The 15098-nt window shown below is 73.3% G+C and carries 14 protein-coding genes; 9 read left to right on the top strand and 5 right to left on the bottom strand.

The window, feature by feature from the left end; translation table 11 throughout:
* The first annotated feature begins 6 nt into the window (after positions 1–6).
* A complete protein-coding gene (locus tag AB0O15_RS11095) occupies positions 7–1617 on the top strand; it encodes a helix-turn-helix domain-containing protein (RefSeq protein ID WP_364317260.1) in 1611 nt (536 codons plus the stop codon).
* A 164-nt stretch (positions 1618–1781) separates the two neighbouring features.
* On the opposite strand, the gene AB0O15_RS11090 is transcribed toward AB0O15_RS11095, so the two are convergent.
* On the bottom strand, positions 1782–2240 hold the full coding sequence (locus tag AB0O15_RS11090; RefSeq protein WP_364317258.1) for a helix-turn-helix domain-containing protein: 459 nt from the start codon (positions 2238–2240) through the stop codon (positions 1782–1784).
* A 192-nt stretch (positions 2241–2432) separates the two neighbouring features.
* Here AB0O15_RS11090 and AB0O15_RS11085 point away from each other — a divergent pair, with 192 nt between their 5' ends.
* From AB0O15_RS11085 to menC, 4 genes are read left to right on the top strand one after another with little or no spacing between them, the layout of a single operon-like run.
* Positions 2433–5651 (top strand): serine hydrolase, encoded by a 3219-nt coding sequence (locus tag AB0O15_RS11085; RefSeq protein WP_364317257.1) that lies wholly within the window; start codon positions 2433–2435, stop codon positions 5649–5651.
* Complete coding sequence (locus tag AB0O15_RS11080; RefSeq protein ID WP_364317255.1) at positions 5651–6781, top strand: M20 family metallopeptidase; 1131 nt, start codon at positions 5651–5653, stop codon at positions 6779–6781. The genes AB0O15_RS11085 and AB0O15_RS11080 overlap by 1 nt, the downstream gene beginning before the upstream one ends.
* A gap of 5 nt (positions 6782–6786) precedes the next feature.
* Positions 6787–7644, top strand: a complete 858-nt coding sequence (locus AB0O15_RS11075; protein ID WP_364317253.1) for a GNAT family N-acetyltransferase — start codon at positions 6787–6789, stop codon at positions 7642–7644.
* A complete protein-coding gene (gene menC / locus AB0O15_RS11070; protein ID WP_364317251.1) occupies positions 7641–8747 on the top strand; it encodes an o-succinylbenzoate synthase in 1107 nt (368 codons plus the stop codon). The genes AB0O15_RS11075 and menC overlap by 4 nt, the downstream gene beginning before the upstream one ends.
* On the opposite strand, the gene AB0O15_RS11065 is transcribed toward menC, so the two are convergent.
* The 4 genes from AB0O15_RS11065 to AB0O15_RS11050 all read right to left on the bottom strand — a co-directional run bounded on the left by AB0O15_RS11065 (position 8744) and on the right by AB0O15_RS11050 (position 12401).
* Positions 8744–8971: a hypothetical protein gene (locus tag AB0O15_RS11065; protein ID WP_364317250.1), complete on the bottom strand. Its 228-nt coding sequence runs from the start codon at positions 8969–8971 to the stop codon at positions 8744–8746. The two genes, menC and AB0O15_RS11065, sit on opposite strands and share 4 nt — an antisense overlap.
* Before the next feature lie 8 nt (positions 8972–8979).
* Positions 8980–10065 (bottom strand): hypothetical protein, encoded by a 1086-nt coding sequence (locus AB0O15_RS11060; protein ID WP_364318112.1) that lies wholly within the window; start codon positions 10063–10065, stop codon positions 8980–8982.
* Positions 10065–11750, bottom strand: coding sequence for a YncE family protein (locus AB0O15_RS11055; protein ID WP_364317248.1), 1686 nt, complete (start codon positions 11748–11750; stop codon positions 10065–10067). The genes AB0O15_RS11060 and AB0O15_RS11055 overlap by 1 nt, the downstream gene beginning before the upstream one ends.
* A 213-nt stretch (positions 11751–11963) precedes the next feature.
* On the bottom strand, positions 11964–12401 hold the full coding sequence (locus tag AB0O15_RS11050; RefSeq protein ID WP_364317246.1) for an SgcJ/EcaC family oxidoreductase: 438 nt from the start codon (positions 12399–12401) through the stop codon (positions 11964–11966).
* A gap of 59 nt (positions 12402–12460) precedes the next feature.
* On the opposite strand from AB0O15_RS11050, the gene AB0O15_RS11045 reads away from it, so the two are divergent.
* From AB0O15_RS11045 to AB0O15_RS11030, 4 genes are all read left to right on the top strand, one after another.
* The gene (locus AB0O15_RS11045) at positions 12461–12907 is read left to right on the top strand and encodes a MarR family transcriptional regulator (RefSeq protein WP_364317245.1); all 447 of its coding nucleotides are present in this window, start codon (positions 12461–12463) and stop codon (positions 12905–12907) included.
* A 46-nt stretch (positions 12908–12953) separates the two neighbouring features.
* Entirely contained in the window at positions 12954–13742 is a 789-nt protein-coding gene (locus AB0O15_RS11040) for an SAM-dependent methyltransferase (protein WP_364317243.1), read from the top strand.
* Positions 13743–13811: 69 nt separating this feature from the next.
* The gene (locus AB0O15_RS11035) at positions 13812–14195 is read left to right on the top strand and encodes an HPF/RaiA family ribosome-associated protein (protein WP_364317242.1); all 384 of its coding nucleotides are present in this window, start codon (positions 13812–13814) and stop codon (positions 14193–14195) included.
* A 24-nt stretch (positions 14196–14219) separates the two neighbouring features.
* The gene (locus AB0O15_RS11030) at positions 14220–15029 is read left to right on the top strand and encodes a serine protease (RefSeq protein ID WP_364317240.1); all 810 of its coding nucleotides are present in this window, start codon (positions 14220–14222) and stop codon (positions 15027–15029) included.
* The last annotated feature ends 69 nt before the right edge of the window (positions 15030–15098 follow it).

Below are 15098 nucleotides of genomic sequence, written 5' to 3'. Positions count from 1 at the left end.
GCGATCATGAGCCAGCTGCCGCGCGCGAGCCTCGGCCGGGTCCTCGAGGATCTCGGCGCGACGCTGCTCGACCTGGTGCACGGGAACCCCGGGTCGGCCGCTCCGATCGGCGGCGTCGCCTTCCACGACCCGTACGACGAACCGGGTCTGCCGCCCGACGCCCTGGTTCTCGGCGTCGGCCTGCGCGACGCGTCCGACATCGCCGAGCTGCTCCGATCCCTCGGCGGCCAGGGCGCGACCGGCCTCGTCGTCCGGGCTCCGGTGCCCGCCTCCGACGCCCTCCGGGACGCCGCGTCGCAGAGCGGCGTCGCCCTGCTCTCGCTCACCCGGGGCGCCTCCTGGGCCCAGCTGGCCGCCCTGCTCCGCTCGATGCTCAGCCAGGGCGACGTCGGCGACACCGGGCCCGAGATGCTCGGCGGCATGCCCTCCGGCGACCTGTTCGCGCTGGCCAACGCGGTCGCCGCGCTGGTCGACGCGCCGGTCACGATCGAAGACCCCGACTCCCGGGTGCTGGCCTTCTCGGGCCGCCAGGAGGAGGCCGACGAGTCCCGCGTGGAGACCATCCTCGGCCGCCAGGTGCCCGAACGCTACGCGCGGCTGCTGTCCTCCCAGGGCGTGATGCGCAACCTGCACCGCAGCGAGCAGCCGGTGTTCGTGGCGCCGCCGGCCGAGCTCAGCGACTTCTCGGTGCCACGGGTGGCCGTCGCGGTCCGGGCCGGCGACGAGTTCCTCGGCTCGATCTGGGCGGCCGTCCGCAAGCCGCTGACCCCCGACCGGTCCCGGGCGTTCTGCGACGCGGCCAAGCTGGTCGCGCTGCACATGCTGCGGCTGCGGGCCGGCGCCGACGTCGAGCGGCGGCTGCGCACCGAGCTGGTCGGGACGGCGCTGGAAGGTGGCGCCGGCGCCCGCGACTCGCTGGCCCGGCTCGGGCTGGCCGACCAGCCGCTGGTCGTGCTGGCGCTGGCGCCCGCCCTGGACGGCGCCGACGACCGCTCCGGCATGGCGGCCGAACGGCAGCGCCTCACCGACGCGCTGGCCATGCACCTCAGCGCGGTCCAGGCCAGCTCGGCGGTGGCCCTGCTCGGCGACGTCACGTACGGCCTGCTGCCGACCGACGCCGACACCCGGGCCGTACGCCTGGCCGCGGCCTTCCTCGACCGCATCGGCGACCGGGCGCCGGCGCTGATCGGGGTGAGCCCGGTGGCGGCCACGGTGTCCTCGCTGGCCTCGGCCCGCACCAGCGCCGACCGGGCCCTCCGCGTCCTGCGCAGCGGCCGTGGCGGCCCGCGCCGGGTGGCCCGCCTGACCGACGTGCACACCGAAGCCATGCTCCTGGAACTGCGCGACACGGTCGCCGCCCGCGGCGACACCCCGAGCGGCCCGGTGGCCCGGCTGATGGCCTACGACACCGAACACCACGCCAACCTGGTCGAGACCCTGGCGGCGTGGCTGGACGCCTTCGGCGACGTGGTCGCCGCCGCGGCCGCCCTGCACGTGCACCCCAACACGTTCCGCTACCGCCTGCGCCGGCTGGCCGAACTGGGCGAGATCGACCTGACCGACCCCGACGCCCGCCTGGGCGCCATGCTCCAGCTGCGCGTCTTCGGCCCGTCGTAGCGGCCCGCGCCGTCGTAGCCCCCGCGCCGCCAGCAGGGCCCGTGCGGCGGAACCGCGATTCATTGACCATCTCCATTGTCGAGGGTCGCGGCGCGCAGCCTGCAGCGGCCTGGCGCCGGCGTGTGCCCGATCAGTGGTGGCGCGGGCGCCGGCCGGCCACGAGCTTAGGCGGGTTCCCGCGTGCCCGGGCCGGCCGTGAAGACCGCGTCCAGCTCGGCGACCGGGCGGCCGGTGGACGAGTCGACCAGGACCGGGGTGATCTCGGCGCCGGTGGCACGGTTGATCAGCACCCGGTTGCGGCCGGCGGACGTCAGGTGGCGGTCGCCCCAGGCGTAGAGGGCCAGGATCACCGGGCGGAAGTCGCGGCCCAGGTCGGTGAGCACGTATTCGTGGCGTGGCGGCCGGTCCTGGTACTGCCGTTTGGCCAGCAGGCCGGCCGACACCAGCGTCCGGAGCCGGCGGGTCAGCATGGTGGGGGCGATGCCCAGGTTGCGCTGGAAGGCGTCGAAGCGGGTGTGGCCGTCGAATGCGTCGCGCAGGATCAGCATCGACCACCATTCGCCGACCAGTTCGAGGCTGCCGGCGATCGGGCACTCGGACCCGGCGAAGCTGGTGCGCCTCATGAGCCGGCGTACGCGGAAACCCGCAGGCGGCCGAAGGTCTGATGCGACATGACGGCGACCGTACGCCGAGTGACTTTCATGATGCAAGTGACTGACCCGACGAGTACGGCGGCCCGCTCTCGTCCGGTCGCACCAAGACACCGGCGGACCGCGGCGGGCAGGCTGCACTACGACCAAGGAGAGGAGTCCGCGGTGGTACGGAGACTGCGCATCGAGGATCTGCGGGACGTCGCGGTGCCGGAGCAGCCCGCGCTCGGACCGGACGGCCGGATCGCCTACGTCCTGCGTACCGCGGACGTGGAGGCCGACCGCACCGCCCGCGCGATCTGGATCACCGGAGCGGGAGTTCCGCCGCGGCGCCTGACCCGCGGCGAGAACGACACGTCGCCGGCGTGGTCCCCGGACGGCGCCTGGCTGGCCTTCGTCCGGGACAAGCAGGTCTGGCTGCTCCCGGCGGACGGTGGCGAGCCCGAGGCGCTCACCGACCTCCCGCTCGGGGCGGGCGCGCCGCTCTGGAGCCCGGACGGCACGAAGATCGCCTTCGCCGCCCCGGTCGATCGCGCGCCGGAAGACAGTTCCAACGCACCGATGGTCACCCGGCGGGTCGACTACCAGGCCGACGGCGCGGGACTGCTGCGCGGCGTACGCAAGCATCTGTTTGTCGTTGATCTTGATGATCGGAAACCGAGGCAGGTCACCGAGGGCGACTGGCACGCGGGGGAGCCGGCCTGGTCGCCGGACTCGACCACGCTGGCCTTCGCCGCGGCCACCGCGCCCGACGCCGATCTGGTCGCGCACGCGCCGATCCACCTGCTGGACATCACCGACCCGCACGCCAAACCCGAGATCAAGGGCCTGGCCGACGGGTACGGCGGAGCGGTCACCTGGGCCCCGGACGGCGAGTCGCTGCTGGTCGTGGGCATGGACGGTCCGCCCGTCGGGCTCTCCGGCCTGCTCCGCGTGCAACTGGAGGACGGCGCGGTGACCGACCTGGCCGCCCCGCTGGACCGCAATGTGATGCCCGGCGGACCGGGCTACCCGGGCGCGCTGCCGCGGTTCACCGACGACAAGACCGTGCTGTTCTGCGTACGCGATCGCGGTTACACCCACCTCTATTCGGCCGATCTGGCCGGCGGTGAGCCCCGCCCGGTCGTGGCCGGCGCCGGTCGCCTGGTCAGCGGGCTGTCGGTGGCCGGCGACACCGCGGTGATCGTGCTGAGCACCCCGAACTCGTTCGGCGAGGTGGTCGAGGTCGATCTGACCACGGGCGTGGAGACCGTGCTCACCAGCCACGGCATCGAGGACCTGGAACTGTTCCCCCGCGTCGAGCGCGAGTTCACCATCTCCGACGGCACCACCGTGCACGGCTGGGTGACGCGCGACCCGGAGGTCACCGGACGCGGTCCGCTGCTGCTCGACATCCACGGCGGCCCGCACAACGCGTGGGACGGCGCCGCCGACGAGATCCACCTCTACCACCAGGAACTGGTCGCCGACGGCTGGACGGTCCTGGTGGTCAACCCGAGGGCCAGCGACGGGTACGGCCGGGAGTTCTTCACCGCCACCACCGGCGCGTGGGGCGTGTCCGACGCCAAGGACTTCCTGGAGCCGGTGGACACCCTGGTCACCGAGGGCCTCGCCGACCCGGAACGGCTGGCCGTCACCGGCTACAGCTACGGCGGCTACATGACCTGCTACCTGACCGCGCAGGACCAGCCGTTCGCGGCCGCGGTCGCCGGGGGACTGGTCGCCGACCTGACCTCGATGGCCGGCACGTCGGACTTCGGGTCGTTCATGTCGTCGTACGAGCTGAACCTGCACCCGTGGGACGATCCGGACCGCTACGCCGCGATGTCGCCGATCACCCGGGTCGCCGACGTGGGCACCCCCACGCTGGTCCTGCATGGTGAGGCGGACGCGCGCTGCCCGGCCGGCCAGGCCCAGCAGTGGCACACCGCCCTGCGTGAGCGCGGCGTCCCCACCGAGCTGGTGCTCTATCCCGGCGCCTCGCACCTGTTCATCGTGGACGGCCCGCCGTCGCAGCGGATGGACTACGGCCGCCGGGTCGCCGAGTGGGTGAAGCGCCACACCGGTTCGGGCCGGGCGCCCCTGGACGCCGCGCACTGGCAGCGCCGGCTGACCGCGCTGGCCGAGCGTCACCGGGTTCCGGGCGCGGCCCTCGGCATCCTGCGGGTCGGCGAGGAGCCGGTCACCGTCGCCCACGGTGTGCTCAATGTGGACACCGGCGTCACGGCCACGCCCGACTCGGTGTTCCAGATCGGCTCGATCAGCAAGGTGTGGACGGCCACCCTGGCCATGCAGCTGGTCGACGAGGGCAAGCTCGACCTGGACGCGCCGCTGACCGACGTGCTGCCGGAGTTCAAGCGGCCGGGCCTGACGATGCGGCACCTGCTGACCCACACCAGCGGCATCGACGGCGACGTGTTCACCGACACCGGCCGGGGCGACGACTGCGTCGAGAAGTACGTCGACCTGCTCGCCGACGTGGCCCAGAACCATCCGCTCGGCGCGACCTGGTCCTACTGCAACGCCGGGTTCGTGCTGGCCGGGCTGGTGATCGAGCGGCTGACCGGCGGGACGTGGGACGCGGCCGTACGGGAACGGCTCGTGCGGCCCCTGGGTCTGACCCGCACGTCGACGCTGCCCGAGGAGGCGCTGCGGCACCGCGCCGCGATCGGGCACGTGGACGGGAAGACGGCGCCGGTGTGGATGCTGTCGCGGGCGCTCGGGCCGGCCGGGCTGATCAACTCGTCGGTGGCCGACCTGCTGACGTTCGCGAAGCTGCACCTGACCGGCGGCGACATCCTGTCCGAGGGTAGCCGGGAGCAGATGGCCGCCCAGCAGGTCGAGCTGCCCGAGAAGGACACGCTCGGCGACTCGTGGGGGCTGGGCTGGATCCGGTTCGGGTGGGACGGGCGGCGGCTGATCGGCCACGACGGCACCACCATCGGCCAGCAGGCGTTCCTGCGGCTGCTGCCCGAGCAGGGGCTGGCGGTCACCCTGCTGACCAACGCCGAGAACGGTCGCGACCTGTTCCAGGAGCTGCTCACCGAGATCTTCGCCGAGGTGGCCGGCGTCGCCCTGCCCGCGCCGATCCAGCCGCCGGCCGACGAGCCCGAGGTCGACCTCACCCCGCACCTGGGGGTGTACGAGCGGGCCGGCAGCCGTCAGGAGGTGCTGCCCGGGACCTTCCGGATCACCACCACCGGCCCCCTGGCCGAGCTTGTCCCCGACCCGGTCCAGGAGCTGCCGATGGTCGCGATCGACCAGGACCGCTACGCCGTACGCCTGCCGAACAGCCGGCACTGGATCCCGCTGGTCTTCTACCGGCTGGCCACCGGCGAGCGCTACCTGCACTTCGGCGTCCGCGCCACGCCCAAGGTGGCCTGATGCTCAACCGCATGAACGAGCGCCTCCCGCGGATGCTCGCCGACCTGGAGACCCTGGTCCGCTGCGAGTCACCGTCGCACGACCCGGACGCCGTGGCCCGCAGCGCCGACGTCCTGGCCGCGGTGGGCGCGGCCCGGCTGGGCGCCGAGCCGGAGCGCCTGCCCCACGGGTGCCTCCGCTGGCGGTTCGGCGACGGCCCGGCCCGCGTGCTGCTGCTCGGCCACCACGACACGGTGTGGCCGATCGGTTCCCTGGCCACCCATCCCGTCACGGTCGAGGGCGGCGTGCTCCGCGGCCCGGGCTGTTTCGACATGAAGGCCGGCCTGGTCCAGGCGATCCACGCGGTGGCCGAGCTGCCCGACCGCACCGGCATCACGATCCTGGTCACCGGCGACGAGGAGCTGGGCTCGCCCGATTCGCGCGAGCTGATCGAGGCGGAGGCGGCCGGCTGCGCCGCCGCCCTGGTGCTGGAGGCGTCGGCGGACGGCGGCGCGCTCAAGACCGAGCGCAAAGGGGTGTCGCTCTATCGCGTACGCGCGGAGGGCCGCGCCGCGCACGCCGGCCTGGAACCCGAGCGCGGTGTCAACGCCTCGGTCGAGCTGGCCCACCAGATCCTGGCCGTGCGGGCGCTCGCCGACGCGGGCGAGGGCACCACGGTCGTGCCCACCCGGATGACCTCCGGCACGACCACCAACACGGTCCCGGCGGCCGGTGACTTCGCGGTCGACGTCCGCATCCGCACGCTCGGCGAGCAGCAGCGGGTCGACGCGGCGATGCGCCTGCTCAGCCCGGCCGTACCCGGATCGCGGCTGATCATCGAGGGTGGCCCGAACCGGCCGCCCCTGTCGAAGAGCCAGGCCCTGTACGACCAGGCGGTGGCCGTCGCCGGGCGGCTCGGGCTGGACGCTCCCGGCCAGGCCTCGGTGGGTGGCGCTTCGGACGGCAACTTCACCGCGGGCGTGGGCACGCCGACCCTGGACGGCCTGGGCGCCGTCGGCGGGGGAGCGCACGCCGACCACGAACACGTGGTCGTGGCCGAGATGCCCCGCCGGGCCGCCCTGGTCGCTGCCCTGACCGCCGAGATCCTGACGCCGCTGCGCCCGGTGCGCGCCGCGTCCCCGGGCTGGTGACCGGCATGGACCTGCGCCTTCGCTCGGAGGACGCCGCCGAATCCGCGGCCGCCGCGGCCGGTGTCACCGTCCGCACGCTGACCGAGCTGCCCGACCTGCACGCCGTGCAGCGGCTCTTCGACGACATCTGGCACCCCGACCCGACCAACCCGCCGGTCACCGCCGAGATCCTGCGCGCCCTGACCAAGGCCGGCAACTACGTGTCCGGCGCCTACGACGAGACGGGCCTGGTCGGCGCCTGTGCCGGCTTCTTCGCGCCGCCCGCCCGGCGCGAACTGCACAGCCATATCGCCGGGGTGGCCGGCCGGGCGATGGGCCGCAGTGTGGGCCTGGCCCTGAAGCTGCACCAGCGCGCCTGGTGCCTGCGCCACGGCGTGGACGTGATCACCTGGACCTTCGACCCGCTGGTCAGCCGCAACGCCTACTTCAACCTGATCAAGCTGGGCGGGCTGCCGGTGCAGTACCTGCCGAACTTCTACGGCAGCATGCGCGACGGCATCAACGGCGACGACGACACCGACCGGCTGCTGCTGCGCTGGGAGCTGACCGCGCCCCGCGTCGACCGGGCGGTGGCCGCCGAAGGCCCCCGCTGGGACGTAGCGTCGCTGCGTGCGGCCGGCGCGGTGGTGGGCCTGGGCCGGTCGGCGTCCGGGGAACCGCTGCCCGGCCGGGTCGACGGCGATACGGTGCTGGTGGCGGCGCCGCCGGACATCGAAGGGTTGCGCAAGACCGACCCGCGGTGCGCGAAGCTGTGGCGTACGGCCGTCCGAGACGTGCTCGTGCCGCTGTTCGCCGAAGGCGCCGCGGTGCCCGGCTTCGACCGGTCGGGCTGGTACGTCGTCCGTAGGGGAGAGCACGAGTGAAACTCACCGGTATCGAGCTGCGCCGCATCCGGATGCCGCTGGTGGCGCCGTTCCGCACCTCGTTCGGCACCGAGACCGAGCGCGACATCCTGCTGCTCCGCGCGGTCGGCGACGACGCCGCGGGCTGGGGCGAGTGCGTGGCGATGAGCGACCCCCTCTACTCCAGCGAGTACGTCGAGGGCGCGGCCGACGTCCTGCGCCGCTACCTGGTCCCGGCGCTGGGCGCCCGCCCCGAGGCCGACGCGACCGCCGTGGCGCCGGCGCTGCACCGCTTCAAGGGCCACCGGATGGCCAAGGCCGCCCTGGAGACCGCGATCCTCGACGCCGAGCTGCGCGCCGAGGGCCGCACCTTCGCCCGCGAGCTGGGGGCCGTGCACGACCGCGTGCCCTGCGGCGTCTCGGTCGGCATCATGAACTCGATCCCGGAGCTCCTGGAGGCGGTCGGCGGTTACCTCGACGAGGGTTACGTCCGCATCAAGCTCAAGATCGAGCCCGGCTGGGACGTCGAACCGGTGCGGGCGGTCCGGGACCGCTTCGGCGACGAGATCCTGCTGCAGGTCGACGCCAACACCGCCTACACCCGGGCCGACGCGCCCGTGCTGGCCGCGCTCGACCCGTTCGACCTGCTGCTGATCGAACAGCCCCTCGACGAGGAGGACATCCTCGGCCACGCCGACCTGGCCAAGCGGGTCCGTACCCCGATCTGCCTGGACGAGTCGATCGTCTCGGCCAAGGCGGCGGCGGACGCGATCCGGCTGGGCGCCTGCTCCATCGTCAACATCAAGCCCGGCCGGGTCGGCGGTTACCTGGAGGCCCGCCGCATCCACGACGTCTGCGTGGCGGCCGGCATCCCGGTCTGGTGCGGCGGCATGCTCGAGACCGGCCTCGGCCGGGCGGCCAACGTGGCGCTGGCCGCCCTGCCCGGCTTCACCCTGCCCGGCGACACGTCGGCGTCCGGACGCTACTACCGCACCGACGTGACCGAGCCCTTCGTCCTCGACCACGGCCACCTGCCGGTCCCGACCGGCCCCGGCATCGGCATCGAACCCTTACCGGAAGTCCTGGCCGAGATCACCACGAGCACGGAGTGGCTCCCGCTTTAGCGCTTACCCGGGAAGGTCCGGGTGCGGCGGCCGGCCCGGGGCGTCAGCGGCCAGCCGGTCGGCGACCAGCGGCGTCCACGCCGGCGGCCCGGGCCGGGGCCACACCTCGGCGCCGGCTGGTAGCGGGCCCACCGGGACGGCGAGCGCGGTTCGGCCCACCCCGCCGGGGTGACGTCCCAGATCATCGTCATGCCGTTCAGGAGACCCTTCTCGCGCCCGAACATCAAGAGATTTAGAGGTCGTGCCAGGGCCGGGCCTTCTCCCGTTCGGTGGCCACCTTCTCGCGCAGCTCGGTCGCCCAGGACGGCTCGGCGAAGGCCGCGGTCCAGGTCAGCTCGCCCGTTGCGACCAGGCGCGGGGTGAACAGGGCGGATTGGGCCCGGCTGGGCGGGCGCCAGATCGGGGGCGGTCCCCACCAGATGATCCGCTCGCGCGGGCGCGACGCGGCGACCAGGGCCGACGACGGCGCGGCCGTCAGCTCGCCCGCGTGGGTCATGCCGGTGGCCGGCGCCGTGGCCAGCAGGGCGGCCGAGGCGACCGTGACCAGCGCCGCCACCGCCGCCGGGACCTCCCAGCCGGCGCGCACCGTGTCGCCGAGGAACGCGACGGCCACCAGCGACGGGGTCAGCACCTCGAAGGTCCAGTGCACCGCGGTCACCGGACCGACCTCGCCGCGCTGGAGCGCGTGGGCGTACAGCATCATGCCGGTGGCCGCGAAGATCAGCAGCGCCGCGGTCAGCGGCTCGGTCACGATGGCCAGGGCCTTGTCCAGGACGGTGCCGGACGAGGGCACCGGCAGCGCCCGGCCGACCAGTGCGGCCCCGCCCAGGCAGAGGCCGGCCAGCGCCGCGACCACCCCGCCGGGAGCGCCCGCCTTCGCCGCGCCCCACCCGGTGGCCACCACCGCGACCGCCGCCGCGCAGAGCCAGAGGCGCAGCCGGGCCGAGGGGGGGACGTCTTCCTGCGGGCCGGCCGACATGGCCAGCACGGCCAGCGCGGCCAGGGTGACCACGATGGCCGCCACGTCCCGTGGGCGCAGGCGCGACTTCAGGAAGATCCGCGCGCCGATCACGGTCAGCGCCAGCGAGCCGGCCAGCACCGACTCCACGACGTACACGGCCAGGCTCTGCAGCGCGACCATCGCGCCCACCCAGGCCAGCATGTCGCAGGCGATGCCGGCCAGGTAGAACGGGTGGCCCATCGTCTTGACCGTGCCCGAGCTGCGCCGGGCCGCCACCGCCTGGAGGATCGACGCCGCGGCGTAGCTGAACGCGCCGCCGATCACGATCGCCAGGGCGACCAGGCCGGCGGTGGTCATCACGCGCCGATCCGCAGCACGCTGACCGTGTTGTCGGCGCCGTTGGTGACGTACGCGAGCCGGCCGTCCGGCGCGACCGCGACGGTCCGCGGGCTGCCGCCCACCTTCACGGTCGCGGTCACCCGACCGGTGCGCGCGTCCAGCACCGACACCGTGTCATCGCCCTCGTTCACCACGTACGCGTGCTTCCCGTCCCGCGCGAACGCCACGAACTGCGGGTCCCGGCCGACCTTCAGCGGGCCGGTGCGCTTCAGCGTCGCCGCGTCGATCAGGTCGGCGCTGTCCGCCTCGTACCCCGCCGACAGGACCTTGGAGCCGTCCGGCGAGACCGCGACGCTGTGCGGGGCGCGGCTCACCGGGATCGACCGGTAGAGCTTGCCGGTGCGGGTGTCGACGACGCCGACGGCGTTGGACTCGTGGCTGGCGGTGAAGGCCCGCCGGCGTGGCGCCGAGAAGGCGATCGCGTGCGGGTTCGGCGGCACCTCGATCTCGTTGTGCTGGCTGCGGCCGTCGGCGTCGTACACCTCGAGCCGGCCCTTGCCGTGGATCGGCACCCACAGCCGCCCGTCCGGCCCCACGGCCAGCGTGTACGGCTGTTCCCCGGTGCTCAGGTTCCGGGTGACCTTGCGCCGGGCCGCGTCGACCACGGCCACCCCGCTGCCCGACTTGTCGTTCTCGTACATCGACACGAAGACCAGCTGCGAGTCCCGGGACACGGCCACGAAGCGCGGCGTGGTGCGCAGCTTCACCGTGCTGACCCGGCCGCTGCGGGCGTCGATAACGGAGAGTTCGCGCGCGCCCTGGTTGGCCACGTAGACCGTCCGCCCGTCCGGCGCCGCCGCGATCCCCTCGGGTTCCCGGCCGACCTTGATCGTCCGCAGCGCCGTGGGCTTGTCCACGCTGGCCACCTGCCGGGCGAGCCGCACCTTGGGCACGGCGGTGGTGGCCTTGACGGTCGGCGCCACGGTGACCGTGGGGGTCGGGCTCTCCACCGGCAGGGCGATTCCCTGGGCCGGCGGTTGCTCACCGTTGGTGAGGGCGAAGGCCACGCCGGCTCCGCCGAGCAGAACCAGGGCGACGAGTACGGAGATGAGCGCTCCCGCCCCGGCCCGGCGCCGCGGCTGCGACACCAGCACGGTCACCCGGGCCGCGTTCGGGTCGATGTCGGCGGCGGCCAGCTCCTCGATCAGCATCCGGGTGAGCGGCTCGGGTTCGATGGCGCCGGTGACCCGGACATCGGCCCACCCGCACGGCCCGTGCACCGTGACCGTCCCGTCCAGCCAGTCGGACCGTGGCTGCCAGGTGATCCGCAGCCGGTCACCGTCGAGCGTGGCGTCCAGCCCGGGGCCGGAGGTGGTCACCGAACTGACCGCGGCGAGCGGCGGCCCGTGCACCGCGATGTCGGCGGTGAGCTGGGCGGTCACCCGGGGAACGGTCCCGAAGTCGATGCGGTCGGGGTCGAGGCGGATCGCCGTACGCTCCAGCATGCCGGCCGCCGCGGCCGCGACCGCGCGGCTCTCGTCGCCGGCCATCCGGCCCAGCGCCCGGCGGGCGGCGGCGGCCATCGCGAGATCGGCGCCGACGACCACCCGGGCCAGCTCGCCCACACCCTTGAGGCGGGTCTCCCGGATCGGGCTGTCGATCCCGGACATCACGTGCGGTGGCAAGCCGCTGCGTTCACTCATCGTGCCCCCTCGATCAGCATGGTGTGACCGCGGGCTCCGGTTAACCCCCTGAAGCCAAATTGGCACGTTCCGCAATATCGGCCGGGACCTCACGATCACGACGCGACCGGCCGCAACCTCGCACCGGCCGCCTGGCTCTCGACCTGTCCCGGCCGGTGACCCTGATCCTCTCCGGCATCCTGGCCCACCTGCCGACGGCGGCCGCAAGGACTCCTAGGCGCCCGGCCGCAACCCCGGCGCGAAGCGGAACGACACCGCCTCGGCCATCGCCTTGTGCTTGGTGTTCTGGAACGCCGCGATGCGCCAGTGGCCGTCCGGCTCGCGCACCACCACGTACGTCTGCACCTTGCCGAGCTTTCGGGGCCGGCCCCGCAGCACCTCGCCCCGGCTGGTCACGATGGCCGTGTCGGGCCCGGTGAACCGGACGTCGGTGATCTCGTCGGCCAGCGTCGAGCCCTTCAGGAACTTCTGCCAGAGCACCCGGTGACTGCCGCCGATGTCGGCGCGGCCCTGATAGCGGGTGCCGACCCAGGTCACATAGGTGGCGTCGGCGGTGAACAGCGCGGCATAGGCCCGATCGTCATGCGCGGCCCAGGCCCGCACCAGCGCGGCGATCGTCTCTTCGACGGCGCGGCGGTCCTCGGTGGTCACAGTGCCCTCCCCATGGGTTATTCTCTGCTCTCATGCAGATTCTTACCATGGGAAGATGAATGCGACCAGACGCTCACGAGGTTTTCCGCCGCTACCTCGACGCGGTCGGCCTGAACGGCGTCGCCCTCGCCGAGGCCGCCGGCCTGAACACCACCGACTGGTACGCGCTGAGCGTCCTGGAGCAGGAGGGCCCCGTGACCTCGGGCCTGCTGGCCGAGCGCACCGGCCTGACCACGGGCGCCACCACCCGCCTGATCGACCGCCTGGAACGCACCGGCCACGCCCGCCGGACCGCCGACCCGTCCGACCGCCGCCGTGTCCTGGTCGAACACGTGCCCAACCTCGACATCGACGCCATCGTCGGCCCGGCCCGCCGCCACCTGGCCGCGGTCCTGGAGTCCTACACCCCCGACCAGCTCGACCTCCTCTTCGACTTCTTCGACCGCGCGGCCCCGGCCCTGCATGCCGCGACGGCGGAGATCCGACTGGGATCGGCCGACCGCTGAACCCGGCCTATGCTGGGCGCGCCGATCGATCGACCGAGGGGACACTGTGGCCGAACCGTTCGACACCGGGCGCCCGCACCCGGCCCGCGTCTACGACTTCCTGCTCGGTGGCAAGGACAACTTCGCCGCCGATCGGGCCGCGGCCGCCGAGGGCCTCAAAGCCAACCCCAACGTCGCGACCGCGCCGCGCGAGAACCGGGCCTTCATGGGCCGGGTCGTGCGACACCTCGCCGGCGAGGCGGGCGTCACCCAGTTCCTCGACATCGGCAGCGGCCTGCCCACCTCGCCCAACGTCCACGAGACGGCCCAGGCGGCCGACCCGGCGGCTCGCGTCGTCTATGTGGACAACGACCCGCTCGTCCTGACCCACGCGCGCGCCCTGCTCACCAGCACCCCCGAGGGCCGCACCGCCTACGTCGACGCCGACCTGCGGGAGGCGGACCGGATCCTGCCGGCCCCGGAGGCGCGGGACACCCTTGACCTCGGCCGGCCGGTGGCCGTACTGCTGATGGGGGTTCTGCACTTCTTCCCGGACGACGACGCGTACGACCTTGTGCCGACGATCATGGCCGGCCTGCCCAGCGGCAGTTACGTGGCGATCTCCCATGTGACCGGCGACCATGACCCGGAGGGCTGGGCGCGGTTCACGGCGGTGATGCGGCGCCAGGGGATCGAGTCGCACCTGCGTGACCGGGCCGGGGTGGCGCGGTTCTTCGACGGCCTCGAGCTGGTCGAGCCCGGTGTGGTCCCGATCCTCGGCTGGCGCCCGGAGGGGCCGGCCACGCTGACCGACGCGCAGGTCGCCCTCTACGGAGGAGTGGCCCGCAAACCGTGATCAGTTTCGTCTCGGCCGGACTGGGTAGGTAACTTCAGGTCTCATCCGCCGGTTTTGAGGAGATTTGGCATGACTGCTGTCGCTGATCCAGCCACCGTGCAGGAGTGTCTGCGCGTCGGCGCCGGATTCTCGCAGGGAGACCGCATCTGGATCGCCGAGCAGTTCGCGACGTTGGACGCCCGGCTCGCCGGGTTCCACGCGGACGCGACGGAACTCGAGGTCTCGGTGAAGGATCGGGAGGCCCGAGGACAGAAGGTCACGCTGGAGTGCTGGATCGCCGGCCGCGACAAGATCGTCACGACCTCCTCGGAGGAAGATCTGAACGCGGCGCTGCACGATGTACGCGACGATCTGCGACGCCGGCTCGACGACCAGAAGACCCGTCAGGAGCCCCGCCACAACCGGCACCTGCGCGAGCACGTCGAGCCCACGACAACTGACCCTCTGACATAGAGCAGTGACGCTATGCTCGCCGCCATGCGTCTTCCGAAGACCGTGGCGGCGGGCCTGGCCGCGGTCCTTCTCCTGGGCTGCGGCCTTCTGCGTCCCGACGAGGCCGGCAGCGCGGGCCCCGAGCCCACGTTCTCGGTGAACCCCGGCGGCGAGCCGCTCGACGACACCATCGAGGACGCCGTGCCGCCGTCGGCCGACCTGGACGCCGTCTTCCGGCCCTCGTTCACCACCACCGAGGGCGAGATCGACGCCGGCTCGGGTTTCCTGGTGCGCTGGCCCGACGGGCGGGTCCTGCTGCTCACCGCCCATCACCTGCTCGGCACGGCCGGCGGGATGAGCCGTGAGTACACCGGCGCCGAGCTGAGCGGCGGCGTGGTCACCGGAATGACCGCGGCCAGCGTGGACGACGAGAACATCGTGATCGCCTCGAACCGGATGGTCGACCTGCCCGGTGCGGTGTCCGGCGACGTGGACATCCGGCGTGACCTTGCCGCCTTCGAGGTCACCGACGCGGCCGGCGCCGCCGTGCTGGAACTGGCCGAGAGCCCGCCGGCACCCGGCGACCGGGTCTACCTGCTGGCCGAGACCGACCAGCCGGGCTCGCGGATCTACCCGGCCGTCGAGACCGCCCGGGGCTCCGTGCCCTTTCTCCAGTTCGAGTACGACGACGAGGTGGCCCTGAAGGCCACCAGCGGCGCCCCGGTGCTGAACTCGGACGGCCGCGTGGTCGGCATCAACATCGGCGGTGACGAGGGCAAGTCCCCGGTCGAGGGACACGCCAACTCGATCGAGACCTTCGTGCCGATGCTCCGGAAGGGCCTGGGACAGGTCTGACCGTACGGCGTCCCCCGGACGGCTTACGAACGGGGGAACGAGGACCTTGAGTCTTCCTATCCTCGTGCG

Origin of the sequence: Actinoplanes sp. NPDC089786 (assembly GCF_040684855.1) — a bacterium.
Classification (GTDB): Bacteria; Actinomycetota; Actinomycetes; order Mycobacteriales; family Micromonosporaceae; genus Actinoplanes.
This window is presented reverse-complemented; position numbering and strand designations above follow the sequence as displayed.

What these genes read in the sequence shown, in the direction of transcription:
- AB0O15_RS11095 (WP_364317260.1), top strand. Translation starts at nt 7, where the DNA reads ATGAGCCAGCTGCCGCGCGCGAGCCTCGGCCGGGTCCTCGAGGATCTC.
- AB0O15_RS11090 (WP_364317258.1), bottom strand. Translation starts at nt 2,240, where the DNA reads ATGAGGCGCACCAGCTTCGCCGGGTCCGAGTGCCCGATCGCCGGCAGC.
- AB0O15_RS11080 (WP_364317255.1), top strand. Translation starts at nt 5,651, where the DNA reads ATGCTCAACCGCATGAACGAGCGCCTCCCGCGGATGCTCGCCGACCTG.
- AB0O15_RS11075 (WP_364317253.1), top strand. Translation starts at nt 6,787, where the DNA reads ATGGACCTGCGCCTTCGCTCGGAGGACGCCGCCGAATCCGCGGCCGCC.
- AB0O15_RS11065 (WP_364317250.1), bottom strand. Translation starts at nt 8,971, where the DNA reads ATGTTCGGGCGCGAGAAGGGTCTCCTGAACGGCATGACGATGATCTGG.
- AB0O15_RS11060 (WP_364318112.1), bottom strand. Translation starts at nt 10,065, where the DNA reads ATGACCACCGCCGGCCTGGTCGCCCTGGCGATCGTGATCGGCGGCGCG.
- AB0O15_RS11055 (WP_364317248.1), bottom strand. Translation starts at nt 11,750, where the DNA reads ATGAGTGAACGCAGCGGCTTGCCACCGCACGTGATGTCCGGGATCGAC.
- AB0O15_RS11045 (WP_364317245.1), top strand. Translation starts at nt 12,461, where the DNA reads ATGCGACCAGACGCTCACGAGGTTTTCCGCCGCTACCTCGACGCGGTC.
- AB0O15_RS11035 (WP_364317242.1), top strand. Translation starts at nt 13,812, where the DNA reads ATGACTGCTGTCGCTGATCCAGCCACCGTGCAGGAGTGTCTGCGCGTC.
- AB0O15_RS11030 (WP_364317240.1), top strand. Translation starts at nt 14,220, where the DNA reads ATGCGTCTTCCGAAGACCGTGGCGGCGGGCCTGGCCGCGGTCCTTCTC.